This window comes from Shigella flexneri 2a str. 301 (genome assembly GCF_000006925.2).
Classification (GTDB): domain Bacteria; phylum Pseudomonadota; class Gammaproteobacteria; order Enterobacterales; family Enterobacteriaceae; genus ECMA0423.
In genome coordinates, this window is record NC_004337.2 from 493320 (window position 1) to 515456 (window position 22137).

The window sequence follows — 22137 nt, forward strand, 5'->3', positions numbered from 1 at the left end:
GGATGATGTCGCTGTTGCTGACAGTGGTAATACGTTGACGGGGCAATATGCAGTTCGCTGCATAGCGGTCCGACCCCGTACTGCTCACGCAGCTTATCCAGCAGTGGCATCATTTTTTCCAGAGGCGGTCGAACTCCGCCTTCGCAAAATAAGCGGAAGCCTGGCGAAGGATATCGTTACTGCGGCGCAGTTCACGATTTTCACGCTCCGGCTCTTTCAGACGCTGACGTTCAGCGGTGGTGAGCCCTCCATCACCGCCCCCGGTATCCCGCTCATGCTGGCGAACCCAGACACGCAGAGTCTCCGGCGTACAGCCAATCTTTGGAGCAATGGAACAAATTGTCGCCCATTGTGAGTCATATTCGCCCTGACTTTCCAGAACCATACGGACTGCCCGTTGACGGACTTCGGGGGAAAAACGAGTATTTTTAGTCATCCTGTTTACCTCTTTCTCAGGAAGTTTAGTCTCCAGGATTCCCGGGGCGGTTCAGGATAACACCAAAGGCGATGCCATGATTGGCGTCAAGCAGCCTTTACCAAAAGCAGTTTTAAGAACTCAGCATGACAAAAATAAAGAAGCAATAAGTATCCTGGATTTTGGTGTTATTGATGATGGTGTGACAGATAATTACCAGGCAATACAAAATGCTATAGATGCCGTTGCTTCACTACCCTCCGGCGGGGAGCTGTTTATCCCTGCGAGCAACCAAGCGGTGGGGTATATTGTTGGATCCACTTTGCTTATTCCTGGCGGTGTTAACATCAGAGGAGTTGGTAAGGCATCGCAACTCCGAGCAAAAAGCGGACTTACAGGATCTGTGTTAAGGCTGTCTTATGATTCAGACACTATCGGCCGTTATCTGAGAAATATACGAGTAACTGGTAATAACACCTGCAATGGTATTGACACAAACATTACAGCAGAAGACTCTGTCATCAGACAGGTTTATGGCTGGGTATTTGATAATGTAATGGTGAATGAAGTTGAAACCGCATTATTTAATGCAAGGGCTCTGGCACTCAAAATTTATAGCATGTCAGGCTGGAACCTGTAGAGTCGGTCTTCACTTTTTAGGCCAGTGCGTAAGTGTTAGTGTCAGCTCCTGCCATTTCAGCAGAGGAAATTATTCTGCTGATGAAAGCTTTGGCATCAGGATTCAGCCTCAAACGTATGCGTGGTCGTCAGAGGCAGTTAGGTCAGAAGCAATAATTTTAGACAGTGAGACCATGTGCATTGGTTTTAAAAATGCCGTCTATGTTCATGATTGCCTTGATTTGCATATGGAACAACTGGATTTAGATTATTGCGGCTCAACAGGCGTGGTTATAGAGAATGTAAACGGAGGATTTTCTTTCTCAAACTCATGGATAGCAGCAGATGCCGATGGCACTGAACAATTTACGGGGATATATTTTAGAACGCCGGCCTCAACGCAGTCACATAAAATTGTCAGTGGTGTTCATATCAACACTGCAAACAAAAACACGGCTGCAAACAATCAAAGTATAGCGATAGAACAGTCGGCGATCTTCGTCTTTGTAAGTGGTTGTACGTTAACTGGTGATGGATTTGCCCCTATATTTCCAGACATCTGTTATCACTTAACCCATTACAAGCCCGCTGCCGCAGATATTCCCGTGGCGAGCGATAACCCAGCGCACTATGCGGATGCCATTCGTTATAATGCTCGAACGCCTCTGCAAGGTTCTTTGCTGCCGTTAACCCGTCTGGTTTGGGCATGATACTGATGTAGTCACGCTTTATCGTTTTCACGAAGCTCTCTGCTATTCCGTTACTCTCCGGACTCCGCACCGCCGTGTTCTTCGGTTCAAGTCCCAACATCCGGGCGAACTGGCGTGTTTCATTAGCCCGGTAGCATGAACCATTATCCGTCAGCCACTCCACTGGAAACGACGGAAGATCGTTGCCGAAGCGGCGTTCCACCGCTCCCAGCATGACGTCCTGTACTGTTTCACTGTTGAAGCCGCCGGTAGTCCTCGCCCAGTGCAGTGCCTCACGATCACAGCAGTCCAGCGCGAACGTGACACGCAGTCTCTCTCCGTTATCACAGCAGAACTCGAACCCGTCAGAGCACCATCGCTGATTGCTTTCTTTCACGGCCACTCTGCCTGTATGTGCCCGTTTCGATGGTGATACAGCAGGTTTTCGCTCAAGCAACAGCGCATTCTGGCGCATGAGCCGGTAAACACGTTTGGCATTGATCGCAGGCATACCATCAAGTTCTGCCTGTCTGCGAAGCAGCGCCCATACCCGACGATAACCATACGTGGGCAGCTCTCCGATAACATGGTGTATACGGAGAAGCACATCCGTATCATCAGTGTGACGACTGCGGCGGCCATCCATTCAGTCATCGGTTCGTCTGAGAATGACGTGCAACTGCGCACGCGACACCCGGAGACAACGGCTGACTAAGCTTACTCCCCATCCCCGGGCAATAAGGGCGCGTGCGCTATCCACTTTTTTGCCCGTCCATATTCAACGGCTTCTTTGAGGAGTTCATTTTTCATCGTTTTCTTGCCGAGCAGGCGCTGGAGTTCTTTAATCTGCTTCATGGCGGCAGCAAGTTCAGAGGCAGGAACAACCTGTTCTCCGGCGGCCACAGCAGTAAGACTTCCTTCCTGGTATTGCTTACGCCAGAGAAATAACTGGCTGGCTGCTACACCATGTTGCCGGGCAACGAGGGAGACCGTCATCCCCGGTTCAAAGCTCTGCTGAACAATTGCGATCTTTTCCTGTGTGGTACGCCGTCTGCGTTTCTCCGGCCCTAAGACATCAATAATCTGTTCTCCAATGACAAGTCTAAAAACTAGTATTAAGACTATCACTTAAATAAGTGATACTGGTTGTCTGGAGATTCAGGGGGCCAGTCTACCTGCGCATGAAGACGGAACTAGTCCAGATGTGATATTTGTGGTGATCACATACATCATCAACGATGCTCGTTATGGTGAGTTTGATGACTACCCGCTGAAGTGAAAATAGTGTTGTGTACCAAATTGCGTACCAAACTAAAATCACAAATCATGAAACCCTTGTTCATGGCGGTTCTCAGGGGGATTGCGCGTAATCGCGAATTCAGGGTATGGACCCGGTGTGGGTCACTGCTGCGATCCCGGAGTCCATCGCCTGGCTGGTGAAAGATGCCTCGCAGTTTACCCTCACCGTTCCGGCGCGACCGGATAAAACACTCACCATCCGCAAATGGACGCTGCTACCTGGCGTGGATGCCGCGACCCGCACGCTGCAGCTGCGTCTGGAAGTCGACAACGCCGACGAGGCGCTAAAACCGGGCATGAACGCCTGGTTGCAACTCAACACCGCCAGCGAACCGATGCTGCTCATTCCGTCACAGGCGCTGATTGATACCGGCAACGAACAGCGGGTGATTACCGTTGATGCCGACGGGCGCTTTGTACCGAAACGCGTTGCTGTTTTCCAGGCATCGCAAGGCGTCACCGCATTACGCTCTGGTCTGGCGGAAGGTGAAAAGGTGGTTTCCGGCGGCCTGTTCCTGATTGATTCCGAAGCCAATATTTCTGGCGCACTGGAGCGGATGCGCTCTGAAAGTGCTACCCATGCGCATTGAGGGAATAACCAATGATTGAATGGATTATTCGTCGCTCGGTGGCGAACCGTTTTTTGGTGCTGATGGGCGCGTTGTTTCTGAGCATCTGGGGCACCTGGACCATCATTAATACGCCAGTGGATGCGTTGCCGGATCTCTCCGATGTGCAGGTGATTATTAAAACCAGCTATCCCGGCCAGGCACCGCAAATCGTTGAAAATCAGGTGACTTATCCGCTAACCACCACCATGTTGTCGGTGCCTGGCGCGAAGACTGTGCGTGGTTTCTCGCAGTTTGGCGACTCTTATGTGTATGTCATTTTCGAAGATGGCACCGATCCGTACTGGGCGCGTTCGCGGGTGCTGGAGTACCTCAACCAGGTACAGGGTAAGCTGCCTGCGGGAGTCAGCGCCGAGCTGGGACCAGATGCCACGGGTGTTGGCTGGATCTATGAATATGCACTGGTGGATCGCAGCGGTAAGCACGATCTTGCCGATTTACGCTCATTGCAGGACTGGTTTCTCAAATATGAGCTGAAAACCATTCCTGACGTTGCGGAAGTGGCGTCGGTAGGCGGTGTGGTGAAAGAGTATCAGGTGGTTATCGATCCTCAGCGCCTGGCGCAGTATGGCATCAGTCTCGCCGAAGTAAAAAGCGCGCTGGATGCTTCAAACCAGGAAGCGGGCGGTTCGTCAATCGAACTGGCGGAAGCAGAATATATGGTGCGCGCCAGCGGCTATCTACAAACGCTCGACGACTTTAATCACATCGTTTTAAAAGCCAGTGAAAATGGCGTGCCCGTTTATCTGCGCGATGTTGCGAAGGTCCAGATTGGCCCGAAGATGCGCCGGGGCATTGCCGAACTAAACGGCGAAGGCGAAGTGGCGGGCGGGGTGGTGATCCTGCGATCCGGCAAAAACGCCCGAGAAGTGATCGCCGCCGTGAAGGACAAACTGGAAACGCTGAAAAGTAGTCTGCCGGAAGGCGTGGAGATAGTTACAACATACGACCGCAGCCAGCTCATTGACCGGGCCATCGACAACCTCAGCGGCAAGTTGCTGGAAGAGTTTATTGTGGTGGCGGTAGTCTGCGCGCCGTTTCTCTGGCATGTGCGCTCGGCGCTGGTGGCGATTATTTCGTTGCCGCTGGGGTTGTGTATTGCTTTTATTGTCATGCCCTTCCAGGGGCTGAATGCCAATATTATGTCGCTGGGTGGCATTGCGATTGCCGTCGGGGCGATGGTCGATGCCGCTATCGTCATGATCGAGAATGCGCATAAACGGCTGGAAGAGTGGCAGCACCAGCATCCTGACGCCACGCTGGATAATAAAACGCGCTGGCAGGTGATCACCGATGCGTCTGTTGAAGTGGGGCCGGCGCTGTTTATCAGTCTGCTGATTATCACGTTGTCGTTTATCCCGATCTTCACCCTGGAAGGGCAGGAAGGGCGTCTGTTTGGCCCGTTGGCGTTCACCAAAACGTATGCGATGGCGGGTGCGGCGCTGCTGGCGATCGTAGTGATCCCTATCCTGATGGGTTACTGGATCCGTGGCAAAATTCCGCCGGAAAGCAGTAATCCGCTCAATCGCTTTTTGATTCGTGTTTATCATCCGCTGTTGCTGAAAGTACTGCACTGGCCGAAAACCACGCTGCTGGTGGCGGCGCTTTCGGTGCTGACGGTTCTCTGGCCGCTCAATAAAGTTGGCGGGGAATTTTTACCGCAGATCAATGAAGGCGACTTGTTGTATATGCCATCGACGCTGCCGGGGATTTCCGCAGCAGAGGCGGCGAGTATGCTGCAAAAAACCGACAAGCTAATTATGAGCGTACCTGAAGTGGCGCGGGTATTTGGCAAAACCGGGAAAGCGGAAACCGCCACCGATTCTGCTCCGCTGGAGATGGTAGAAACGACCATCCAGCTTAAGCCACAGGATCAGTGGCGGCCAGGCATGACAATGGACAAAATCATTGAGGAACTGGATAACACCGTGCGTCTGCCGGGGCTGGCGAATCTGTGGGTGCCGCCAATTCGTAACCGTATCGATATGCTCTCAACCGGCATTAAAAGCCCCATCGGCATTAAAGTTTCCGGCACTGTGCTGGCGGATATCGACGCGATGGCTGAGCAAATTGAAGAAGTGGCGCGAACGGTGCCAGGCGTAGCTTCTGCGCTTGCTGAGCGGCTGGAAGGTGGGCGCTATATCAACGTTGAGATTAACCGTGAAAAAGCCGCACGTTACGGTATGACGGTGGCGGATGTGCAGTTGTTTGTGACTTCTGCGGTGGGCGGGGCGATGGTTGGCGAAACGGTGGAAGGGATTGCCCGTTATCCAATTAATCTGCGTTATCCGCAAAGCTGGCGCGATAGTCCGCAGGCACTGCGCCAGTTGCCGATCCTGACGCCGATGAAGCAGCAAATCACCCTGGCAGACGTGGCCGACGTTAAAGTCTCTACCGGACCGTCGATGCTGAAAACCGAGAATGCGCGCCCGACGAGCTGGATTTATATCGATGCCCGCGATCGTGACATGGTGTCGGTGGTTCACGATTTGCAAAAAGCGATAGCTGAAAAAGTGCAGTTAAAACCGGGCACCAGCGTGGCATTCTCCGGGCAGTTCGAGCTACTGGAGCGCGCCAACCATAAGCTGAAACTCATGGTGCCGATGACACTGATGATCATCTTCGTGCTGTTGTATCTGGCATTCCGTCGGGTGGGCGAAGCGTTGCTGATTATCAGCAGCGTACCGTTTGCGCTGGTGGGCGGCATCTGGTTACTGTGGTGGATGGGCTTTCATCTTTCTGTGGCGACGGGTACCGGCTTTATTGCCCTTGCCGGGGTCGCCGCCGAATTTGGCGTGGTGATGCTGATGTATTTACGTCACGCCATAGAGGCCGAGCCGTCGTTGAATAATCCACAAACATTCAGCGAGCAGAAGCTGGATGAGGCGTTGTATCACGGCGCGGTCCTGCGCGTGCGCCCGAAAGCGATGACGGTGGCGGTGATTATCGCCGGTCTGCTGCCGATTCTGTGGGGAACGGGGGCTGGTTCAGAGGTGATGAGCCGGATTGCCGCACCGATGATTGGCGGCATGATCACCGCACCTTTGCTGTCGCTGTTTATTATCCCGGCGGCGTATAAGCTGATGTGGCTGCACCGACATCGGGTACGGAATTAAAGCAGGATACCTCGTTTAACCGTGTGGATTGTGTCTTGCGACGATGGGCACTAAATGTTAAAAGGTGCCCCTCAACAAAAAAGACACACAGGGGAAAGGCGTGAAAAACGCGTCAACCGTATCGGAAGATACTGCGTCGAATCAAGAGCCGACGCTTCATCGCGGATTACATAACCGTCATATTCAACTGATTGCGCTGGGTGGCGCAATTGGTACTGGTCTGTTTCTTGGCATTGGCCCGGCGATTCAGATGGCGGGTCCGGCTGTATTGCTGGGCTACGGCGTCGCCGGGATCATCGCTTTCCTGATTATGCGCCAGCTTGGCGAGATGGTGGTCGAAGAGCCGGTATCCGGTTCATTTGCCCACTTTGCCTATAAATACTGGGGACCGTTTGCGGGCTTCCTCTCTGGCTGGAACTACTGGGTAATGTTCGTGCTGGTGGGAATGGCAGAGCTGACCGCTGCGGGCATCTATATGCAGTACTGGTTCCCGGATGTTCCAACGTGGATTTGGGCTGCCGCCTTCTTTATTATCATCAACGCCGTTAACCTGGTGAACGTGCGCTTATATGGCGAAACCGAGTTCTGGTTTGCGCTGATTAAAGTGCTGGCGATCATCGGTATGATCGGCTTTGGCCTGTGGCTGCTGTTTTCTGGTTACGGCGGCGAGAAAGCCAGTATCGACAACCTCTGGCGCTACGGTGGTTTCTTCGCCACCGGCTGGAATGGGCTGATTTTGTCGCTGGCGGTAATTATGTTCTCCTTCGGCGGTCTGGAGCTGATTGGGATTACAGCCGCTGAAGCGCGCGATCCGGAAAAAAGCATTCCAAAAGCGGTAAATCAGGTGGTGTATCGCATCCTGCTGTTTTATATCGGTTCACTGGTGGTTTTACTGGCACTCTATCCGTGGGTGGAAGTGAAATCCAACAGTAGCCCGTTTGTGATGATTTTCCATAATCTCGACAGCAATGTGGTAGCTTCTGCGCTGAACTTCGTCATTCTAGTGGCATCGCTGTCGGTGTATAACAGCGGGGTTTACTCTAACAGCCGCATGCTGTTTGGCCTTTCTGTGCAGGGTAATGCGCCGAAGTTTTTGACTCGCGTCAGCCGTCGCGGTGTGCCGATTAACTCGCTGATGCTTTCCGGAGCGATCACTTCGCTGGTGGTGTTAATCAACTATCTGCTGCCGCAAAAAGCGTTTGGTCTGCTGATGGCGCTGGTGGTAGCAACGTTGCTGTTGAACTGGATTATGATCTGCCTGGCGCATCTGCGTTTTCGCGCGGCGATGCGACGTCAGGGGCGTGAAACACAGTTTAAGGCGCTGCTCTATCCGTTCGGCAACTATCTTTGCATCGCCTTCCTCGGCATGATTTTGCTGCTGATGTGCACGATGGATGATATGCGCTTGTCAGCGATCCTGCTGCCGGTGTGGATTGTATTCCTGTTTGTGGCATTTAAAACGCTGCGTCGGAAATAAGGCATTCACGCTACATCCGACAAAACGATGTCCGCTCTCATCCATTCGATGAGAGCGGTTTTTTTAATTACTGCTTAAATGCACCCGCCAGAGAGCGAATATCATTGCCGGTTGGCGACTGATGAAGTCGCAGACCAAACTCTTCGACAATCGCAAATATGTGATCGAATATATCAGCCTGAATGCTTTCATATTCCAGCCACACCACGGTGTTAGTAAACGCGTAGATCTCGAGCGGTAAACCGTTATCACCTGGAGCCAGTTGGCGTACCATTAAGGTCATATCTTTACGAATCCGCGGATGGTTACGCAGATATTCGTTCAGATAGGCACGAAAGGTTCCAATATTGGTCATTCGGCGCAGGTTTAATACCGACTCCGTAGAACCTTGCTGGCGATTCCACTCATTAATTTCCTGATGGCGGCTGGTTAAATAAGGCTTTAACAAATGCGCTTTATTCAGACGTTGCATTTCGTCTTCATCAAGAAAACGAATACTGGTGACATCAATACTGATACTGCGCTTAATACGTCGCCCGCCAGATGCTGACATCCCGCTCCAGTTTTTAAAGGAGTCAGAAACCAGAGACCAGGTGGGAATAGTGGTAATGGTATTGTCCCAGTTACGCACTTTGACGGTGGTTAACCCAATATCGATCACCGCGCCATCCGCGCCGTATTTCGGCATTTCCAGCCAGTCGCCCAGTTTCAGCATATCGTTCGCGGAAAGCTGAATACCTGCCACCAGACCAAGAATCGGATCTTTAAATACCAACATCAGCACGGCAGCCATTGCACCAAGACCGCTGATTAGAATCGCTGGCGACTGACCAATCAGCAGCGAGATCATCAAAATGCCGACCAGGATTGCGCCGATCAGTTTAATCCCCTGAAATATCCCTTTCAGCGGTAACTGAGATGCCGCCGGGAATTTCTGCGCCAGATTCAAAATAACATCCAGCAACGAGAAGACTGAAAGCAGCGCATACATCATGATCCACAACTGCGCGCAGGTAGTCAGAATATCTGCCGCTTCGGTGCCTTTTTGCAGCCAGAATACCGCCTGAATATTGACGATAATCCCCTGCAGGGTAAAAGCTAAACGGTGGAAGAGTTTATTCTGGGTAATGATTTGCAACCAAAGCCGTGAACTGGCGATGGCACGTTTTTCGAAGGTCCGCAGTACCACCCAATGCAAAATAATATGCACCACGACGGCGGTCAGAAAAATAATACCGAAAATCATCACCATCGAGGTGGTGTGATCGATCTCAATACCCGCTAAATCTTCAACCTGGGATATTAAATCCTGCATAACGTCTCCTTTATACAACAGCAGCCTATGATGACGGCTGAAACAGGGTTATGCAAATCAGGAGAATCTGAGGGGAAATAGCCGGGCAGATGCCCGGCAAGAGAGAATTACACTTCGGTTAAGGTGGTGTTTTGCGGCAGACGAGATTTCGGCAGCGTAGCGTTAAAATCTTCAACGCTGTGATGACCTACCGGAACAACCACCAGACTGGTGTAGCCTTTCTCTTTCAGACCAAATTCTGCATCGAGGATTGCGGCGTCAAAACCTTCGATGGGCACCGCGTCCAGACCCAGCGCCGCCACGCCGAGCAGGAAGTTACCGACGTTGAGATAAACCTGTTTTGCCATCCACTCTGCATCATCATGCAGATCTTTACGGTGCATATAGGCGAAGAACTTGCGACCTTTATCGTTCGCGGCTTTCGCTTCCGGCGTGGCAAAGCGCTGAGAGATCCCCTCATAATTTCCCCAAAACGTAACCATGTGTGAATAGATTTTGAGTAAGCAGGGTTGCAGCCACGAGTGAGTCTTCCCTTGTTATTGTGTAGCCAGAATGCCGCAAAACTTCCATGCCTAAGCGAACTGTTGAGAGTACGTTTCGATTTCTGACTGTGTTAGCCTGGAAGTGCTTGTCCCAACCTTGTTTCTGAGCATGAACGCCCGCAAGCCAACATGTTAGTTGAAGCATCAGGGCGATTAGCAGCATGATATCAAAACGCTCTGAGCTGCTCGTTCGGCTATGGCGTAGGCCTAGTCCGTAGGCAGGACTTTTCAAGTCTCGGAAGGTTTCTTCAATCTGCATTCGCTTCGAATAGATATTAACAAGTTGTTCGGGTGTTCGAATTTCAACAGGTAAGTTAGTTGCTAGAATCCATGGCTCCTTTGCCGACGCTGAGTAGATTTTAGGTGACGGGTGGTGACAATGAGTCCGTGTCGAGCGCTGATTTTTTCGGCCTTTAGAGCGAGATTTATACAATAGAATTTGGCATGAGATTGGATTGCTTTTAGTCAGCCTCTTATAGCCTAAAGTCTTTGAGTGACTAGATGACATATCATGTAAGTTGCTGATAGGTTTCCAGTTTTCCGCTCCTAGGTCTGCATATTGTACTTTTCCTCTTACTCGACTTAACCAGTACCAACCCAGCTTCTCAACGGATTTATACCATGGCACTTTAAAGCCAGCATCACTGACAATGAGCGGTGTGGTGTTACTCGGTAGAATGCTCGCAAGGTCGGCTAGAAATTGGTCATGAGCTTTCTTTGAACATTGCTCTGAAAGCGGGAACGCTTTCTCATAAAGAGTAACAGAACGACCGTGTAGTGCGACTGAAGCTCGCAATACCATAAGCCGTTTTTGCTCACGGATATCAGACCAGTCAACAAGTACAATGGGCATCGTATTGCCCGAACAGATAAAGCTAGCATGCCAACGGTATACAGCGAGTCGCTCTTTGTGGAGGTGACGATTACCTAACAATCGGTCGATTCGTTTGATGTTATGTTTTGTTCTCGCTTTGGTTGGCAGGTTACGGCCAAGTTCGGTAAGAGTGAGAGTTTTACAGTCAAGTAAGGCGTGGCAAGCCAACGTTAAGCTGTTGAGTCGTTTTAAGTGTAATTCGGGGCAGAATTGGTAAAGAGAGTCGTGTAAAATATCGAGTTCGCACATTTTGTTGTCTGATTATTGATTTTTGGCGAAACCATTTGATCATATGACAAGATGTGTATCTACCTTAACTTAATGATTTTGATAAAAATCATTAGGGGATTCATCAGGGCAAAGCGGCCATCGGCATCTTCCTGGTCAACAACCAGCTTCAGCCAGGCATCGTCCATCGCGGTTTTTGCACAGAACACCACGACGTGCGAGGCATCAAGTATTTTACGTTTGTTGAACACATAATTACCGGCAGCGGATTTGGCAACACGCGCTTTACCTTCTTCCGTGCTGGCAACAATAAAATGCCACGGCTGGGAGTTGGTGCTGGATGGGCTGTATTGCAGTAGCGTTTTGATCTGCTCGGCCTGTTCCGGGGTAAGTTTTTTGCTGGCATCAAATGCCTTAGTGGAATGACGCTTTAAGGCGACAGAAATGATATCCATAAAGACTCCATGTGTAAGTAATTTTGCGTGCCAGCAGATTACAAGGTTCAACGAGAAATGGTAAGCGAGAAAAATGCGCTATAGATTCCCGCTTTAGCCTGGACGCACTCTTTTTTGATCGCGTTTAGCCAGACCATCAACCACCAGATTCCACGAATCGTTGATCAGATCGCGAAGTAACGCTTCGGAGATTTCCTCGCCGGAATACACCGAAATCCAGTGCTTTTTATTCATGTGATACCCTGGCTTAATGCTTGGGTATATTTGCTGATTTAACAGGGATTTTTGTGGATCGGACTTCAGATTGATAAAGGGGACGCCGCGTAGCTCCGACGACAGCATAAAAATCTTGCCGCCAATTTTAAAAACATCGAACTCCGGGCCAAAAGGCCAGCAAAGCTCGACAAAGGGTAACTCAAGAGCTAGGCGTTTCGCCGTTTCGTGCAGTGATTGCTTATCCATAAACGTTCCTTTAGGCGAAGGAGAATAAGCAAAGTATGCCGCGAAGTTCGGCGATAATCGACGTTTAATCCGCCAGCGAGAACCAGCGTCGCCAGATAAAGCGCAGAACAAAATACTCAATAGCGCTCAGCACTAAAAACCACAGACAAAACAATAAAGTGTAAAGCTGGCTAAGATCCATCAGATGGAACATGGTCACCAGTTTTTGTGCCAGCGTCAGCCCCAGTGCGGGGGCGGGCAGCAGCAGGCAAGAGAGGAAAGCCATCAGCAAAATGCCTGCTGCGGTGGTCAAGGTTTCTAAAGGGTGTTTCATAACATTGTTAAATGTAAGTTAAAACACCATTGTCAGGGATATTCTTCTGTAAGGCAATTCCCGGCTTAGTCACCGGCCCAGATCTCACAATGCTTTTTCACCAGCCCAATCAGCGAGCCGCCATCGGCGACGAAATCGCGCATCAGCTGCGCTTCATTCAGACCGCTGACGACCTGGCGATGCAGTGCTTCAATTGCGCTCGATGCGCCAATTTTATGTGCTGAAGGGGCGATTTTTTCCAGCAATCGCAAGGTATCTTCCGTTAGCGGTCGACGATCGCCAGTGTGCGGATCGGTAATGACGCCTTCCAGACCATAGCGACAGGCCTGGAAACGGTTGAATTTATACAGCAGGTAATCTTTCTCCTGATGTTTGAACGGGCGTTCCGTCAGTAACCAGTGGGCGGTGGCCTGAATTAATCCCGCCATATTTACCGCGTGGCTAAGGGTTAACGGGGTATCCATCACCCGAACCTCCACCGTGCCAAAATGAGGACTGGGGCGAATATCCCAGTGCAGATCTTTAATGCTGTCGATCATCGTGGTGTAACTCAGACAGCGAAACAGGGCTTCAAATTGTTGCCAGTTACTGACCCACGGCATCGGGCCATTATCAGGAAAGGCGGAAAAAATATTCGGTCGTGAGGGGGCAAAACGCGTATCCGTTCCCTGCATATATGGCGACGCGGCGGAAAGGGCAATAAAGTGCGGCACAAACCGTGACAAGCCGTGCAGCAAATAAATGGCGTCATCGCCACTGGCACAGCCAACATGGACATGCTGACCAAAAACGGTCGCCTGCTGGATGAGATAGCCAAAGTTTTCCAGCGTTCGTTGATAGCGTTCGTTGTCGCATACCTCCTGACGCTGCCATTTCTGAAACGGGGGCGTGCCACCGCCGCAAATTTCCAGATGATGGTCTGCGGCTGCCTGCAATACGACTTTCTGCATCGCTGAAAACTGCCCGGCAGCCTGGTTGATATCACGGCAAACATCCGTCGCCAGCTCCAGCATACTTTCGGTGATATCGTGCTTTACCTCTCCGGCCGTGATCTTATTTTTAACCGCGTCAATCAGCATTGAAGAGTCCTGGCTTAAGTCATAGCCCGGCGGATTAACCACCTGCATTTCCAGTTCAATACCGAGGGTAAAAGGTTCAGAAACATGAAAATCGGGTAATGGCATAGGTTTCTCTTAAGTTGACGTTTTCTATTCAGTATAGAAGTCGGAGCGGCTGGGCGAGATGCGGAAGTTCTGGAATGTTTCTTTTTTTTGGTGATGGTGAACTGATGGTGCCTGAAGCACTTTGGCTACTTTTTCAATGTGGCAAGTTATGGCAGAGCTGGCTGGTGGCGAAGAATTTTGACGATTGAGGCATGCAGAAAAAAACGGGTTCAGCTTCAGTTGATCAAATGGGGAGTGAGAAGTCCGAAACAGGATTTGCTGTATAAATAAACAGCTATTTTGTTGAGGAAGGGTAAGATAACTGCGGGTGCCTGAAGCTTTCCGATTTCAGGTTTACTCTGAGGTCTGGAAAGATGAAGCCCCAGGAGATATTTCTATCAACCCGTACTGCACCCATTTTGTTGGACGATGAAATGGAATAGCCCCTAATATGTCAAAGCCAAAATACCCTTTTGAAAAGCGCCTTGAAGTCGTGAATCACTACTTCACTACTGATGATGGTTACAGGATCATCTCGGCACGTTTTGGTGTCCCCCGAACCCAGGTCAGGACATGGGTTGCCCTCTATGAAAAACATGGAGAAAAAGGTTTAATTCCCAAACCTAAAGGCGTTAGTGCTGATCCAGAGTTGCGTATTAAGGTCGTGAAAGCTGTGATCGAGCAGCACATGTCCCTTAATCAGGCTGCTGCTCACTTTATGCTTGCTGGTAGTGGTTCTGTAGCCAGGTGGCTGAAGGTCTATGAAGAGCGCGGAGAAGCTGGTTTACGCGCGCTCAAGATTGGCACCAAAAGAAACATTGCAATATCAGTTGATCCAGAAAAAGCGGCATCAGCATTGGAGCTGTCAAAAGACCGACGCATTGAGGTGAGGTGTACTGGCAATAGCGGACACTACCATTTGTTCTTTTTTTAAGCAGTCATCTGATGATATTTTTCCCTGAAGGCTGCCGGGGAGATATTCCCCAGACGAGAGTGACGACGCTGACGATTGTAGAAAATCTCAATGTATTCCCGTATTACTGAGATGGCTTCATCCCGGTTATTAAAACGATAGTGGCTCAGGCTCTCATTTTTCAGCGTTCCCCAGAAGCTTTCCATCGGAGCGTTGTCGTAACAGTTACCTTTACGCGACATTGATGTTTTCAGACCAGACTGCTCCTGTATGACCCGGTAATCGTATGCGCAGTACTGTGAACCTCGATCAGAGTGGTGGATTAGCCCGGCAGGTGGGCGCTGGCTCCTGAGCGCCATAAACAGGGCTTTACCTGTCAGCTCTTTTGTCATGCGCTCTCCCATGGCGTAGCCGACAATTTCGCACGTATAAACATCTTTGATGCCAGCGAGGTACAACCATCCCTCCTGTGTGGCAACATACGTCAGGTCCGCCACCCAGACCTGATTTGGTGCTGTAGGAGCGAACGTCTGGTTCAGCAGATTTGGCGCAACTGGCAGATTGTGGTTCGGGTTCGTAGTCGCTCTGAACTTGCGTTTCTGCTTACAGCGTAGCCTCAGCTCCTTACGAAGACGTGCCAGTCGGTCACGACCAACGATGATGCCATTCTCTGCCAGCTCCGTCTGGAGCCGCCGGGTTCCATATGTTTCGCGAGTGCGGATATGTGCCACCTTAATCTCCAGCTTTAGCCGCTCATCACTTTGTTTTCTGTCTGAGGGTTCATGCTGTACCCAGTTGTAATAACCGCTCCTGGATACACCAAATACCTGACACATCGCTTCAATGGGAAATTGTTGTCGCCATTGTTCGATTAACGCGTATTTTTCAGCGACTCCTGTGCAAAATACGCTGTTGCTTTTTTTAATATATCTCGCTCAAGGCGAGCTTCATTTAACGCTGAACCGCCCCGGGTTTCCTGGAGAGTGTTTTATCTGTGAACTCAGGCTGCCAGATCATCGTTTCCGATGGAAGCATAATAAGCTTTTTCTGCTTCTGCCGGAGGGATGTGGCCCAGCCTTTCCAGCAATCGTCGATTATTATACCAGTCCACCCACGTGAGTGTGGCCAGTTCCACTTCTGCACGGTTTTTCCAGCTCTTACGGTGTATTACCTCCGCTTTGTAAAGACCATTGATGCTCTCCGCCATCGCGTTGTCATACGAGTCGCCTGTACTTCCTGTTGATGCCAGTAATCCGGCTTCCTTAAGCCGCTGTGTGTAGGCCAGCGATACATACTGAGAACCTTTATCACTGTGATGGACCGTGCCGGACGGTCGACGGGCCCATAACGCCTGCTCCAGTGCATCCAGCACGAATGTCGTTTCCATGGACGATGAGACCCGCCACCCCACGATGTATCCGGCAAACACATCAATGATGAACGCCACATAGACGAAGCCCTGCCATGTGCTGACGTAAGTAAAATCAGCCACCCACAGCTGGTCAGGTCGTTCTGCCACGAACTGACGGTTTACGCGGTCGCCTGCGGCAACGGCTTTCCGGCTGATGGTCATACGGACCTTTTTACCCCGGAGAACACCGGCAAGTCCCATAACCGCCATGAGACGTGCCACAGTGCATCTGGCCACTCTGATACCTTCCCGTAACAACTGACGCCAGACTTTACACCGTATACCTTGTGATTTTCATCGTATACGCGCTGTATCTCTTTCTTCAGCCAGTCATCGCGCTGCGCACGGGCACTGCGTTTATCCGGATGATGTCGCTGTTGCTGACAGTGGTAATACGTTGACGGGGCAATATGCAGTTCGCTGCATAGCGGTCCGCCCCCGTACTGCTCACGCAGCTTATCCAGCAGTGGCATCATTTTTTCCAGAGGCGGTCGAACTCCGCCTTCGCAAAATAAGCGGAAGCCTGGCGAAGGATATCGTTACTGCGGCGCAGTTCACGATTTTCACGCTCCGGCTCTTTCAGACGCTGACGTTCAGCGGTGGTGAGCCCTCCATCACCGCCCCCGGTATCCCGCTCATGCTGGCGAACCCAGACACGCAGAGTCTCCGGCGTACAGCCAATCTTTGGGGCAATGGAACAAATTGTCGCCCATTGTGAGTCATATTCTCCCTGACTTTCCAGAACCATACGGACTGCCCGTTGACGGACTTCGGGGGAAAAACGAGTATTTTTAGTCATCCTGTTTACCTCTTTCTCAGGAAGTTTAGTCTCCAGGATTCCCGGGGCGGTTCACGCCTTACGCAGTTGCAGAATTTCAGATTCCAGTTCAGCCACCGTGCGGGAACCAGGAGTACCGAGCCCTTTTCTGGCGGCGGTAACCCATTGTCCTAAAGTGCCTTCAGGAAGGGATAATCGGGAAGCGCCTTCACTGATCGAAAGTTGATTTTCAAGAACCGTTCTGACAGCTTCGGCTTTGAACTCTTTAGAGTAACGTTGGGTTTTTCTGCTCATTATTAGCTCCTTCTGATGCCATTCTATTTCAGGAAGGAGTGTCCGTTAAACTCAGGCTACCTCAAGGATCTTGAAAGGCAAGTTCGATTTCTTGAAACGCGGCTTATGTATCTAAAAAAGCTGAAAGCCTTAGCTCATCCCACGAAAAAGTGAAAGTACTCAACGAGCTAAGGCAGTTTTATCCTCTTGATGAGCTTCTCAGAGCTGCGGAGATACCGCGCAGTACGTTTTATTACCATCTAAAGGCTCTCAGCAAGCCTGACAAGTATGCGGACGTTAAAAAGCGTATTGGTGAGATTTATCACGAGAATAGAGGCCGATACGGATACCGTAGGGTAACGCTGTCTCTTCATCGAGAAGGGAAACAGATTAACCATAAAGCTGTTCAGCGCCTGATGGGAACCCTCTCACTTAAAGCAGCGATTAAGGTCAAGCGATACCGCTCTTACAGAGGAGAGGTAGGGCAAACCGCCCCTAATGTTCTCCAAAGAGATTTCAAGGCTACGCGGCCAAACGAGAAGTGGGTTACCGATGTTACTGAATTTGCAGTCAATGGGCGCAAGCTGTATTTGTCTCCAGTAATAGATCTCTTCAACAACGAAGTTATTTCTTACAGCCTTTCGGAAAGACCAGTGATGAACATGGTTGAGAATATGCTCGATCAGGCATTCAAAAAGCTTAATCCTCACGAGCATCCTGTTCTGCACTCTGACCAGGGATGGCAGTATCGTATGAGAAGATATCAAAATATCCTTAAAGAACATGGTATTAAACAAAGCATGTCCAGAAAAGGCAATTGTCTGGATAATGCTGTGGTGGAGTGTTTCTTTGGAACCTTAAAGTCGGAGTGTTTTTATCTTGATGAGTTCAGTAATATAAGCGAACTGAAGGATGCTGTTACGGAATATATTGAATACTATAACAGCAGAAGAATTAGCCTGAAATTAAAAGGTCTGACTCCAATTGAATATCGGAATCAGACCTATATGCCTCGTGTATAACTGTCCAACTTTTTGGGGTCAGTAACCCTGGGGCTGCCACTCCAAACCAGACAATTTGGATGGTAGTCCCTTCTTCGCATGGAGGTAATATAAACATGCTGACGAAATATGCCCTTGTGGCAGTCATAGTGCTGTGTTTGACGGTACTGGGATTTACGCTTCTGGCCGGAGACTCGCTGTGTGAGTTTACGGTGAAGGAACGTAATATTGAGTTCAGGGCTGTTCTCGCTTACGAACCGAAGAAGTAGCCGTTGTGCGGGGAGTAATCCCCGCATATCCGGTTGTCAGGTCAGGATGGTAAGGCACCTGCTTTACACTTTCGCCCGCGGTCAGTGATGGCTGCGGGCGATTTCGTTTTAAGAGCAATGATGAGTTTTGCCGACAGAAGTCCGAAACAGGACTCACTGTATAAATAAACAGCTATTTTGCTAAGGAAGGGTAAGATAACGGCGGGTGCCTGAAGCTTTCCGGTTTCAGGTTAACTCTGAGGTTTGGAAAGATGAAGCCCCAAGAGATATTTCTATCAATCCTGGGGCTGCCACTCCGAACCTCAACAACTCGGATGGTAGTCCCTTCTTCGCATGGAGGCAATATAAACATGCTGACGAAATATGCCCTTGTGGCAGTCATAGTGCTGTGTTTGACGGTGCTGGGATTTACGCTTCTGGTCGGAGACTCGCTGTGTGAGTTCACCGTAAAGGAACGTAATATTGAGTTTAAGGCTGTTCTTGCTTACGAACCGAAGAAGTAGCCGTTGTGCGGGGAGTAATCCCCGCATATCCGGTTGTCAGGTCAGAGTGGTAAGGCACCTGCTTTACACTTTCGCCCGCAGTCAGTGATGGCTGCGGGCGAATCGTACCAGATGTTGTCAATTAATCGTGTTGGCACAGAGTTATGACTATTTTTTCTTTTATCTGCCAGTGCACAGCAAACATCTCATTCTCACGATGAATGATGACCTGCTGTTTATTCCAGCTAATTATCTGATAGTCCAGAAAACCTGCATCAGTTTGGATCTCACTTGCCTTAAATGCGCTCTCTTTGGCGGAAAATGCAAGTGTCAGCGCCAGAGAAAAGGCTAAACCGCAGTCTGCGAGTCGCTCGTGTTCTGCTGGTGTAATAATGTTGTCTGTCAATTCGGTCGCTGTTTGCGCAGAAAAAATTTCTTCGATATCAACGCCAATCGGTTGACGGGAAACCACGGCCAATGCCGTAGCCCCGCAGTGGCTAATACTGCCGTATACCTCCGCAGGCCACACCGGTTGGCGTAGCTCGCCGATTGCGGGCACACATTTATAGCCATATTCCCGCAAGGCATAAACAGCAGCGATCCGTCCGGCTAAATGCTCTGTTTTACGTTTACGTCCAGCGTGTTGCAGTTGTGCGTAGTGCGGCAGCCAGAGTAAATCCTGCTCACAAAAATTCGCCGGATCGAACTCAACAAAATGCAGCGTATGTCCGGCAAAGGGGAGGGAGGTATGCGTAGTTTTCATATCGACCATATTCGAGACTGATGACAAACGCAAAACTGCCTGATGCGCTACGCTTATCAGGCCTACGTGATCCTGCAATATATTGAATTGGCAAGATCTTTGTAGGCCGGATAAGGCGTTCACGCCGCATCCGGCGTGAACGACGCGCACTTTGTCAACAATCTGACGTTAGCATCAGAAGTGAGTATTAATGCTCATATACCACGTACGTCCCGGCTCGTTATAGGTATACGCGCCGGCACCGGCGATATAGTTGGCTCCTGCCAGATCGCCCGTGGTCTGGGCATTACCTGCACGCCACAAACGTTTGTCGAACAGGTTGTCCACGCCGCCGGTCAGACTGACATTCTTCGTCACATCCCAGGTCGCGCTCAGACCCACAATGCTGTAAGGACTGATTTCTTTGGTTTCCGGGCCAACCGCTGGCTGACCTTTATAGTTGTACTTCTTCGGCTGCTGCTTGCCGTACCAGGTGAAGGTCGTTTGCATCGACAAATCTTCCCGTGCCTGCCAGCTCAGCGTTGAGTTCAACGTGTACTCCGGGATGATCGACAAACGGTCGCCCGTGGTTTTGTTTTCACTCTTCAGCATATAAGTGATGTTATTGGTCCACATCACCGTTTCGCTAACTGGTACGTTTAACGATCCTTCCAGACCTTCAACCACTGCTTTCGGCACGTTATCCCACTGATAGAGATCAGTGCCGACTGCGTTTTGCCCTACAGCCACATAGCCCGCTTCAATCTTATTGCGATAATCGTTACGGAACCAGGTGACGCCCGCCAGCCAGCCGTCGCGTTTGAACTCCAGACCAATCTCTTTGTTGATGCTGGTTTCTACTTTCAGGTCATCGTTACCTTGCAGATAGCAGCCGCCCGCGCTGGCATAGCAGCCCTGACCTTTACTGTAGAGAATGTAGTTCGGGTTAGTCTGGTATAGGCTCGGCGCTTTATAGGCGCGGGCAATGCCTATTTTCAGCGTGAAGTCATCGCCTAAACCTTGCGATATGTTCAGCGCCGGGCTCCAGTTATTGCCGACAATACTGTGATGATCGAAACGCAGCCCCGGCGTTACGATGGTGCTGTCAGTCAGCTCCATGTTGTTTTCGGCAAACAGCGAGAAAATTTCTGCTTTTGAATACGGGCTACGGTCGGTGGCACTCACGCCATCAATAGCGCCACCGGTATTCGTTCCGGTCAGTGCTTGGGTGTTGGAACTTAAGTCCTTCATCCGTTGCTGATTCCACTCCGTACCCAGCGTCAGCGTCTGGTTAACGAGGAAATCAATCGGCAGGTTAACTTCGCTGTGCAGCATCACGTCATCGAGATCGATATCGACGAAATCCTGTGTCGCTTTTTCGTTAAATTTCCCTTCGGTACCGCCCGCCAGACCTTCCGGAATACGCGAGTTACGGGTGTGTTCATACTGCACCCAGTTGCTGGTGGTCACGCCGTTATCCCAGCCACCGTTCCAGGTCAGCGCGTAGTTCTGGCGATACAGGCGGTTGGTTTCATCGCCATATTTCGAGCGAGTGTAAGCGTCAGAGTTGGTGTTCTGGGTATCGCCCGCATACAGGTTACCCTGGCGGCTGTAACCCGCTTCCAGTTCCAGCGATTGCAATGGTGCGAAGTCCCAGCGCACCACGCCGTTAATATCTTTATTGATCACCCCTTCGCGCCCGGCTGGTAACGTCGTGGCATACGTTCCGGCACGCGCGGACTGATGGCCCTGGTTGATATCCCACGCGTCAGCCTGAGTTTTGTCGAGGTTGCCATACAAGCGGAAGCTGAATTCGTCGCCCAGCGGACCGGTCAGGCTAAAGTTAGTGCGTTTGGTGGCACCTTCCTCTTTATGTTCTGGCGCATTGAAATATGCGTCCCAGGAGCCGTGCCACTCGCCGCTGCCTTTTTTGGTAATGATGTTAACCACGCCGCCCGCCGCGCCGTTGCCATAACGCGCAGCTGCCGGACCACGCAGAACTTCAATACGTTCAATCATTTCAGGTGGCACCCAGGAGGTATCACCACGGGTATCGCGCTCGCCACGCCAGCCCTGACGCACCGAGTTACGGCTGCTTACCGGCTTGCCGTCAATCAAAATCAGCGTGTTTTCCGGACCCATACCGCGAATATCAATCTGTCGGTTATTCCCACGCTGACCACTGGTGGAGTTACCGGTCAGGTTAACGCCTGGCATGGTACGGATGATCTCCGACACATCGCGGGCAACCGGGTTTTTGCGGATTTCATCTGCGGTGATGGTCGAAACGCCAGGAGCCTGCAAGTTCTGCTCGGCGGCGGTAACGACAATGGTATCGTCATGTGAAACAGGTGTATCGGTCGGCTCTTGTGCCTGCGCTACCCCATAAATCCCCAGATTGACCAACAAGGCCAGGGAATGAATCTTCTTGTTCATTGTTTTATTCCTGCATTTTTGCCACGAATTGCAACTGTCGGGCATGGTCGTCATCAACACGACGCATCCCGTTACCGCGAAAACCTTTGATCCTGAAAGACACGCAGTGCAGTTGGTTAATTAATGTCCGCGCTTCCCACGGCGCGCCATTACGCTATTGCAAATGCAAATAGTTATTAATAACATTATCAATATATTTCTGCAATCAATGAAAAATTGCACAGTAAACATGGGGTT

General features: G+C 50.6%; 18 protein-coding genes, 3 pseudogenes and 10 other annotated features (1 of these 31 cut by a window edge). Of the genes and pseudogenes, 6 read left to right on the top strand and 15 right to left on the bottom strand.

Annotated features, from left to right (window positions below; translation table 11 throughout):
• Window positions 1–490, bottom strand: a mobile genetic element; it reaches 816 nt to the left of the window's first position.
• Window positions 110–436 carry an insertion sequence element IS629 protein gene (locus SF0477; RefSeq protein NP_706422.1) on the bottom strand — a complete coding sequence of 109 codons (327 nt, stop codon included), beginning with the start codon at window positions 434–436 and terminating at the stop codon, window positions 110–112. Its footprint overlaps the feature before it by 327 nt.
• Window positions 489–1567 (top strand) — a sequence feature (Similar to Shigella flexneri Bifunctional tail protein sp: Q9XJP3 (624 aa). BLAST with identity of 96% in 392 aa. This CDS has been truncated. The sequence has been checked and is believed to be correct.).
• Between SF0477 and SF0478 the strand changes: the two are divergent.
• A pseudogene (locus tag SF0478) lies at window positions 489–1567 on the top strand. Its footprint overlaps the feature before it by 1079 nt.
• Window positions 1566–2896 (bottom strand) — a mobile genetic element. (Overlaps the previous pseudogene by 2 nt.)
• On the opposite strand, the gene SF0479 reads toward SF0478, so the two are convergent.
• Together SF0479 and SF0480 are read right to left on the bottom strand one after the other, a co-directional pair.
• Window positions 1577–2368 (bottom strand): insertion element IS2 transposase InsD, encoded by a 792-nt coding sequence (locus SF0479; RefSeq protein ID NP_706423.1) that lies wholly within the window; start codon window positions 2366–2368, stop codon window positions 1577–1579. (Overlaps the previous feature by 792 nt.)
• Window positions 2440–2850: an IS2 repressor TnpA gene (locus SF0480; protein ID NP_706424.1), complete on the bottom strand. Its 411-nt coding sequence runs from the start codon at window positions 2848–2850 to the stop codon at window positions 2440–2442. It lies within the feature at window positions 1566–2896.
• Before the next feature lie 726 nt (window positions 2897–3622).
• Between SF0480 and ybdE the strand changes: the two genes are divergently transcribed.
• Together ybdE and pheP are read left to right on the top strand one after the other, a co-directional pair.
• Entirely contained in the window at window positions 3623–6766 is a 3144-nt protein-coding gene (gene ybdE, locus SF0481) for a cation efflux system protein CusA (RefSeq protein NP_706425.1), read from the top strand.
• Window positions 6767–6866: 100 nt separating this feature from the next.
• Window positions 6867–8243, top strand: coding sequence for a phenylalanine transporter (gene pheP, locus SF0482; protein NP_706426.2), 1377 nt, complete (start codon window positions 6867–6869; stop codon window positions 8241–8243).
• 67 nt (window positions 8244–8310) lie between these two features.
• On the opposite strand, the gene ybdG is transcribed toward pheP, so the two are convergent.
• Window positions 8311–9558, bottom strand: a complete 1248-nt coding sequence (gene ybdG / locus SF0483) for a transporter (RefSeq protein NP_706427.2) — start codon at window positions 9556–9558, stop codon at window positions 8311–8313.
• Between the two features lie 107 nt (window positions 9559–9665).
• Window positions 9666–11657 (bottom strand) — a sequence feature (Similar to Escherichia coli K12 oxygen-insensitive NAD(P)H nitroreductase gi: 1786792 (218 aa). BLAST with identity of 98% in 663 aa. This CDS has been disrupted by insertion. The sequence has been checked and is believed to be correct.).
• Window positions 9666–11657, bottom strand: a pseudogene (gene nfnB / locus SF0485). It overlaps the preceding feature by 1992 nt.
• Window positions 10002–11330: a mobile genetic element, on the bottom strand. It overlaps the preceding pseudogene by 1329 nt.
• Window positions 10015–11223: an insertion element iso-IS10R transposase gene (locus SF0484; protein NP_706428.1), complete on the bottom strand. Its 1209-nt coding sequence runs from the start codon at window positions 11221–11223 to the stop codon at window positions 10015–10017. (Overlaps the previous feature by 1209 nt.) Before nfnB ends, SF0484 begins: the two are co-directional and overlap by 1209 nt.
• Window positions 11658–11750: 93 nt before the next feature.
• Window positions 11751–12119, bottom strand: a complete 369-nt coding sequence (gene ybdF / locus SF0486) for a hypothetical protein (RefSeq protein NP_706429.1) — start codon at window positions 12117–12119, stop codon at window positions 11751–11753.
• A gap of 64 nt (window positions 12120–12183) precedes the next feature.
• Window positions 12184–12432, bottom strand: a complete 249-nt coding sequence (gene ybdJ, locus SF0487) for a hypothetical protein (RefSeq protein ID NP_706430.1) — start codon at window positions 12430–12432, stop codon at window positions 12184–12186.
• A gap of 65 nt (window positions 12433–12497) precedes the next feature.
• Window positions 12498–13616 (bottom strand): gamma-glutamyl:cysteine ligase, encoded by a 1119-nt coding sequence (gene ybdK, locus SF0488; RefSeq protein ID NP_706431.1) that lies wholly within the window; start codon window positions 13614–13616, stop codon window positions 12498–12500.
• Between the two features lie 384 nt (window positions 13617–14000).
• Window positions 14001–14482: a mobile genetic element (partial), on the top strand.
• Here ybdK and SF0489 point away from each other — a divergent pair.
• Window positions 14047–14529: an insertion element IS150 protein gene (locus tag SF0489; protein ID NP_706432.1), complete on the top strand. Its 483-nt coding sequence runs from the start codon at window positions 14047–14049 to the stop codon at window positions 14527–14529. (Overlaps the previous feature by 436 nt.)
• Window positions 14483–15466, bottom strand: a mobile genetic element (partial). Its footprint overlaps the gene before it by 47 nt.
• Here SF0489 and SF0490 read toward each other — a convergent pair.
• The 4 genes and pseudogenes from SF0490 to SF0493 form a co-directional block, all read right to left on the bottom strand.
• Window positions 14526–15344 (bottom strand): insertion sequence element IS600 protein, encoded by an 819-nt coding sequence (locus SF0490; RefSeq protein NP_706433.1) that lies wholly within the window; start codon window positions 15342–15344, stop codon window positions 14526–14528. Its footprint overlaps the feature before it by 819 nt. The genes SF0489 and SF0490 overlap by 4 nt on opposite strands.
• Window positions 15467–16772 (bottom strand) — a mobile genetic element.
• Window positions 15509–16392: pseudogene (locus SF0491) on the bottom strand. Its footprint overlaps the feature before it by 884 nt.
• Window positions 16392–16718, bottom strand: a complete 327-nt coding sequence (locus SF0492; protein NP_706435.1) for an insertion sequence element IS629 protein — start codon at window positions 16716–16718, stop codon at window positions 16392–16394. It lies within the feature at window positions 15467–16772. The pseudogene SF0491 and the gene SF0492 overlap by 1 nt, the downstream one beginning before the upstream one ends.
• Window positions 16770–16991: an insertion sequence element IS600 transposase gene (locus SF0493; protein ID NP_706436.1), complete on the bottom strand. Its 222-nt coding sequence runs from the start codon at window positions 16989–16991 to the stop codon at window positions 16770–16772.
• Window positions 16772–17055, bottom strand: a mobile genetic element (partial). Its footprint overlaps the gene before it by 220 nt.
• Window positions 17056–18016: a mobile genetic element (partial), on the top strand. It begins immediately after the preceding feature.
• On the opposite strand from SF0493, the gene SF0494 reads away from it, so the two are divergent.
• Together SF0494 and SF0494a are read left to right on the top strand one after the other, a co-directional pair.
• On the top strand, window positions 17141–17992 hold the full coding sequence (locus SF0494; protein ID NP_706437.1) for an insertion element IS150 protein InsB: 852 nt from the start codon (window positions 17141–17143) through the stop codon (window positions 17990–17992). (Overlaps the previous feature by 852 nt.)
• Before the next feature lie 71 nt (window positions 18017–18087).
• The gene (locus tag SF0494a; protein YP_008439230.1) at window positions 18088–18240 is read left to right on the top strand and encodes a hypothetical protein; all 153 of its coding nucleotides are present in this window, start codon (window positions 18088–18090) and stop codon (window positions 18238–18240) included.
• Between the two features lie 624 nt (window positions 18241–18864).
• Here SF0494a and entD read toward each other — a convergent pair.
• Together entD and fepA are read right to left on the bottom strand one after the other, a co-directional pair.
• Window positions 18865–19494: an enterobactin synthase multienzyme complex phosphopantetheinyltransferase gene (gene entD, locus SF0495; RefSeq protein NP_706438.2), complete on the bottom strand. Its 630-nt coding sequence runs from the start codon at window positions 19492–19494 to the stop codon at window positions 18865–18867.
• A 165-nt stretch (window positions 19495–19659) separates the two neighbouring features.
• Window positions 19660–21900 carry an outer membrane receptor FepA gene (gene fepA / locus SF0496; RefSeq protein ID NP_706439.1) on the bottom strand — a complete coding sequence of 747 codons (2241 nt, stop codon included), beginning with the start codon at window positions 21898–21900 and terminating at the stop codon, window positions 19660–19662.
• Window positions 21901–22137 lie beyond the last annotated feature (237 nt).

Bases quoted from the DNA above. Each gene is read 5' to 3' on its own strand.
- SF0477 (NP_706422.1), bottom strand. From the start codon at position 436: ATGACTAAAAATACTCGTTTTTCCCCCGAAGTCCGTCAACGGGCAGTC.
- SF0479 (NP_706423.1), bottom strand. From the start codon at position 2,368: ATGGATGGCCGCCGCAGTCGTCACACTGATGATACGGATGTGCTTCTC.
- ybdE (NP_706425.1), top strand. From the start codon at position 3,623: ATGATTGAATGGATTATTCGTCGCTCGGTGGCGAACCGTTTTTTGGTG.
- ybdG (NP_706427.2), bottom strand. From the start codon at position 9,558: ATGCAGGATTTAATATCCCAGGTTGAAGATTTAGCGGGTATTGAGATC.
- SF0484 (NP_706428.1), bottom strand. From the start codon at position 11,223: ATGTGCGAACTCGATATTTTACACGACTCTCTTTACCAATTCTGCCCC.
- ybdF (NP_706429.1), bottom strand. From the start codon at position 12,119: ATGGATAAGCAATCACTGCACGAAACGGCGAAACGCCTAGCTCTTGAG.
- ybdJ (NP_706430.1), bottom strand. From the start codon at position 12,432: ATGAAACACCCTTTAGAAACCTTGACCACCGCAGCAGGCATTTTGCTG.
- ybdK (NP_706431.1), bottom strand. From the start codon at position 13,616: ATGCCATTACCCGATTTTCATGTTTCTGAACCTTTTACCCTCGGTATT.
- SF0489 (NP_706432.1), top strand. From the start codon at position 14,047: ATGTCAAAGCCAAAATACCCTTTTGAAAAGCGCCTTGAAGTCGTGAAT.
- SF0490 (NP_706433.1), bottom strand. From the start codon at position 15,344: ATGTGTCAGGTATTTGGTGTATCCAGGAGCGGTTATTACAACTGGGTA.
- SF0492 (NP_706435.1), bottom strand. From the start codon at position 16,718: ATGACTAAAAATACTCGTTTTTCCCCCGAAGTCCGTCAACGGGCAGTC.
- SF0493 (NP_706436.1), bottom strand. From the start codon at position 16,991: ATGAGCAGAAAAACCCAACGTTACTCTAAAGAGTTCAAAGCCGAAGCT.
- SF0494a (YP_008439230.1), top strand. From the start codon at position 18,088: ATGCTGACGAAATATGCCCTTGTGGCAGTCATAGTGCTGTGTTTGACG.
- entD (NP_706438.2), bottom strand. From the start codon at position 19,494: ATGGTCGATATGAAAACTACGCATACCTCCCTCCCCTTTGCCGGACAT.
- fepA (NP_706439.1), bottom strand. From the start codon at position 21,900: ATGAACAAGAAGATTCATTCCCTGGCCTTGTTGGTCAATCTGGGGATT.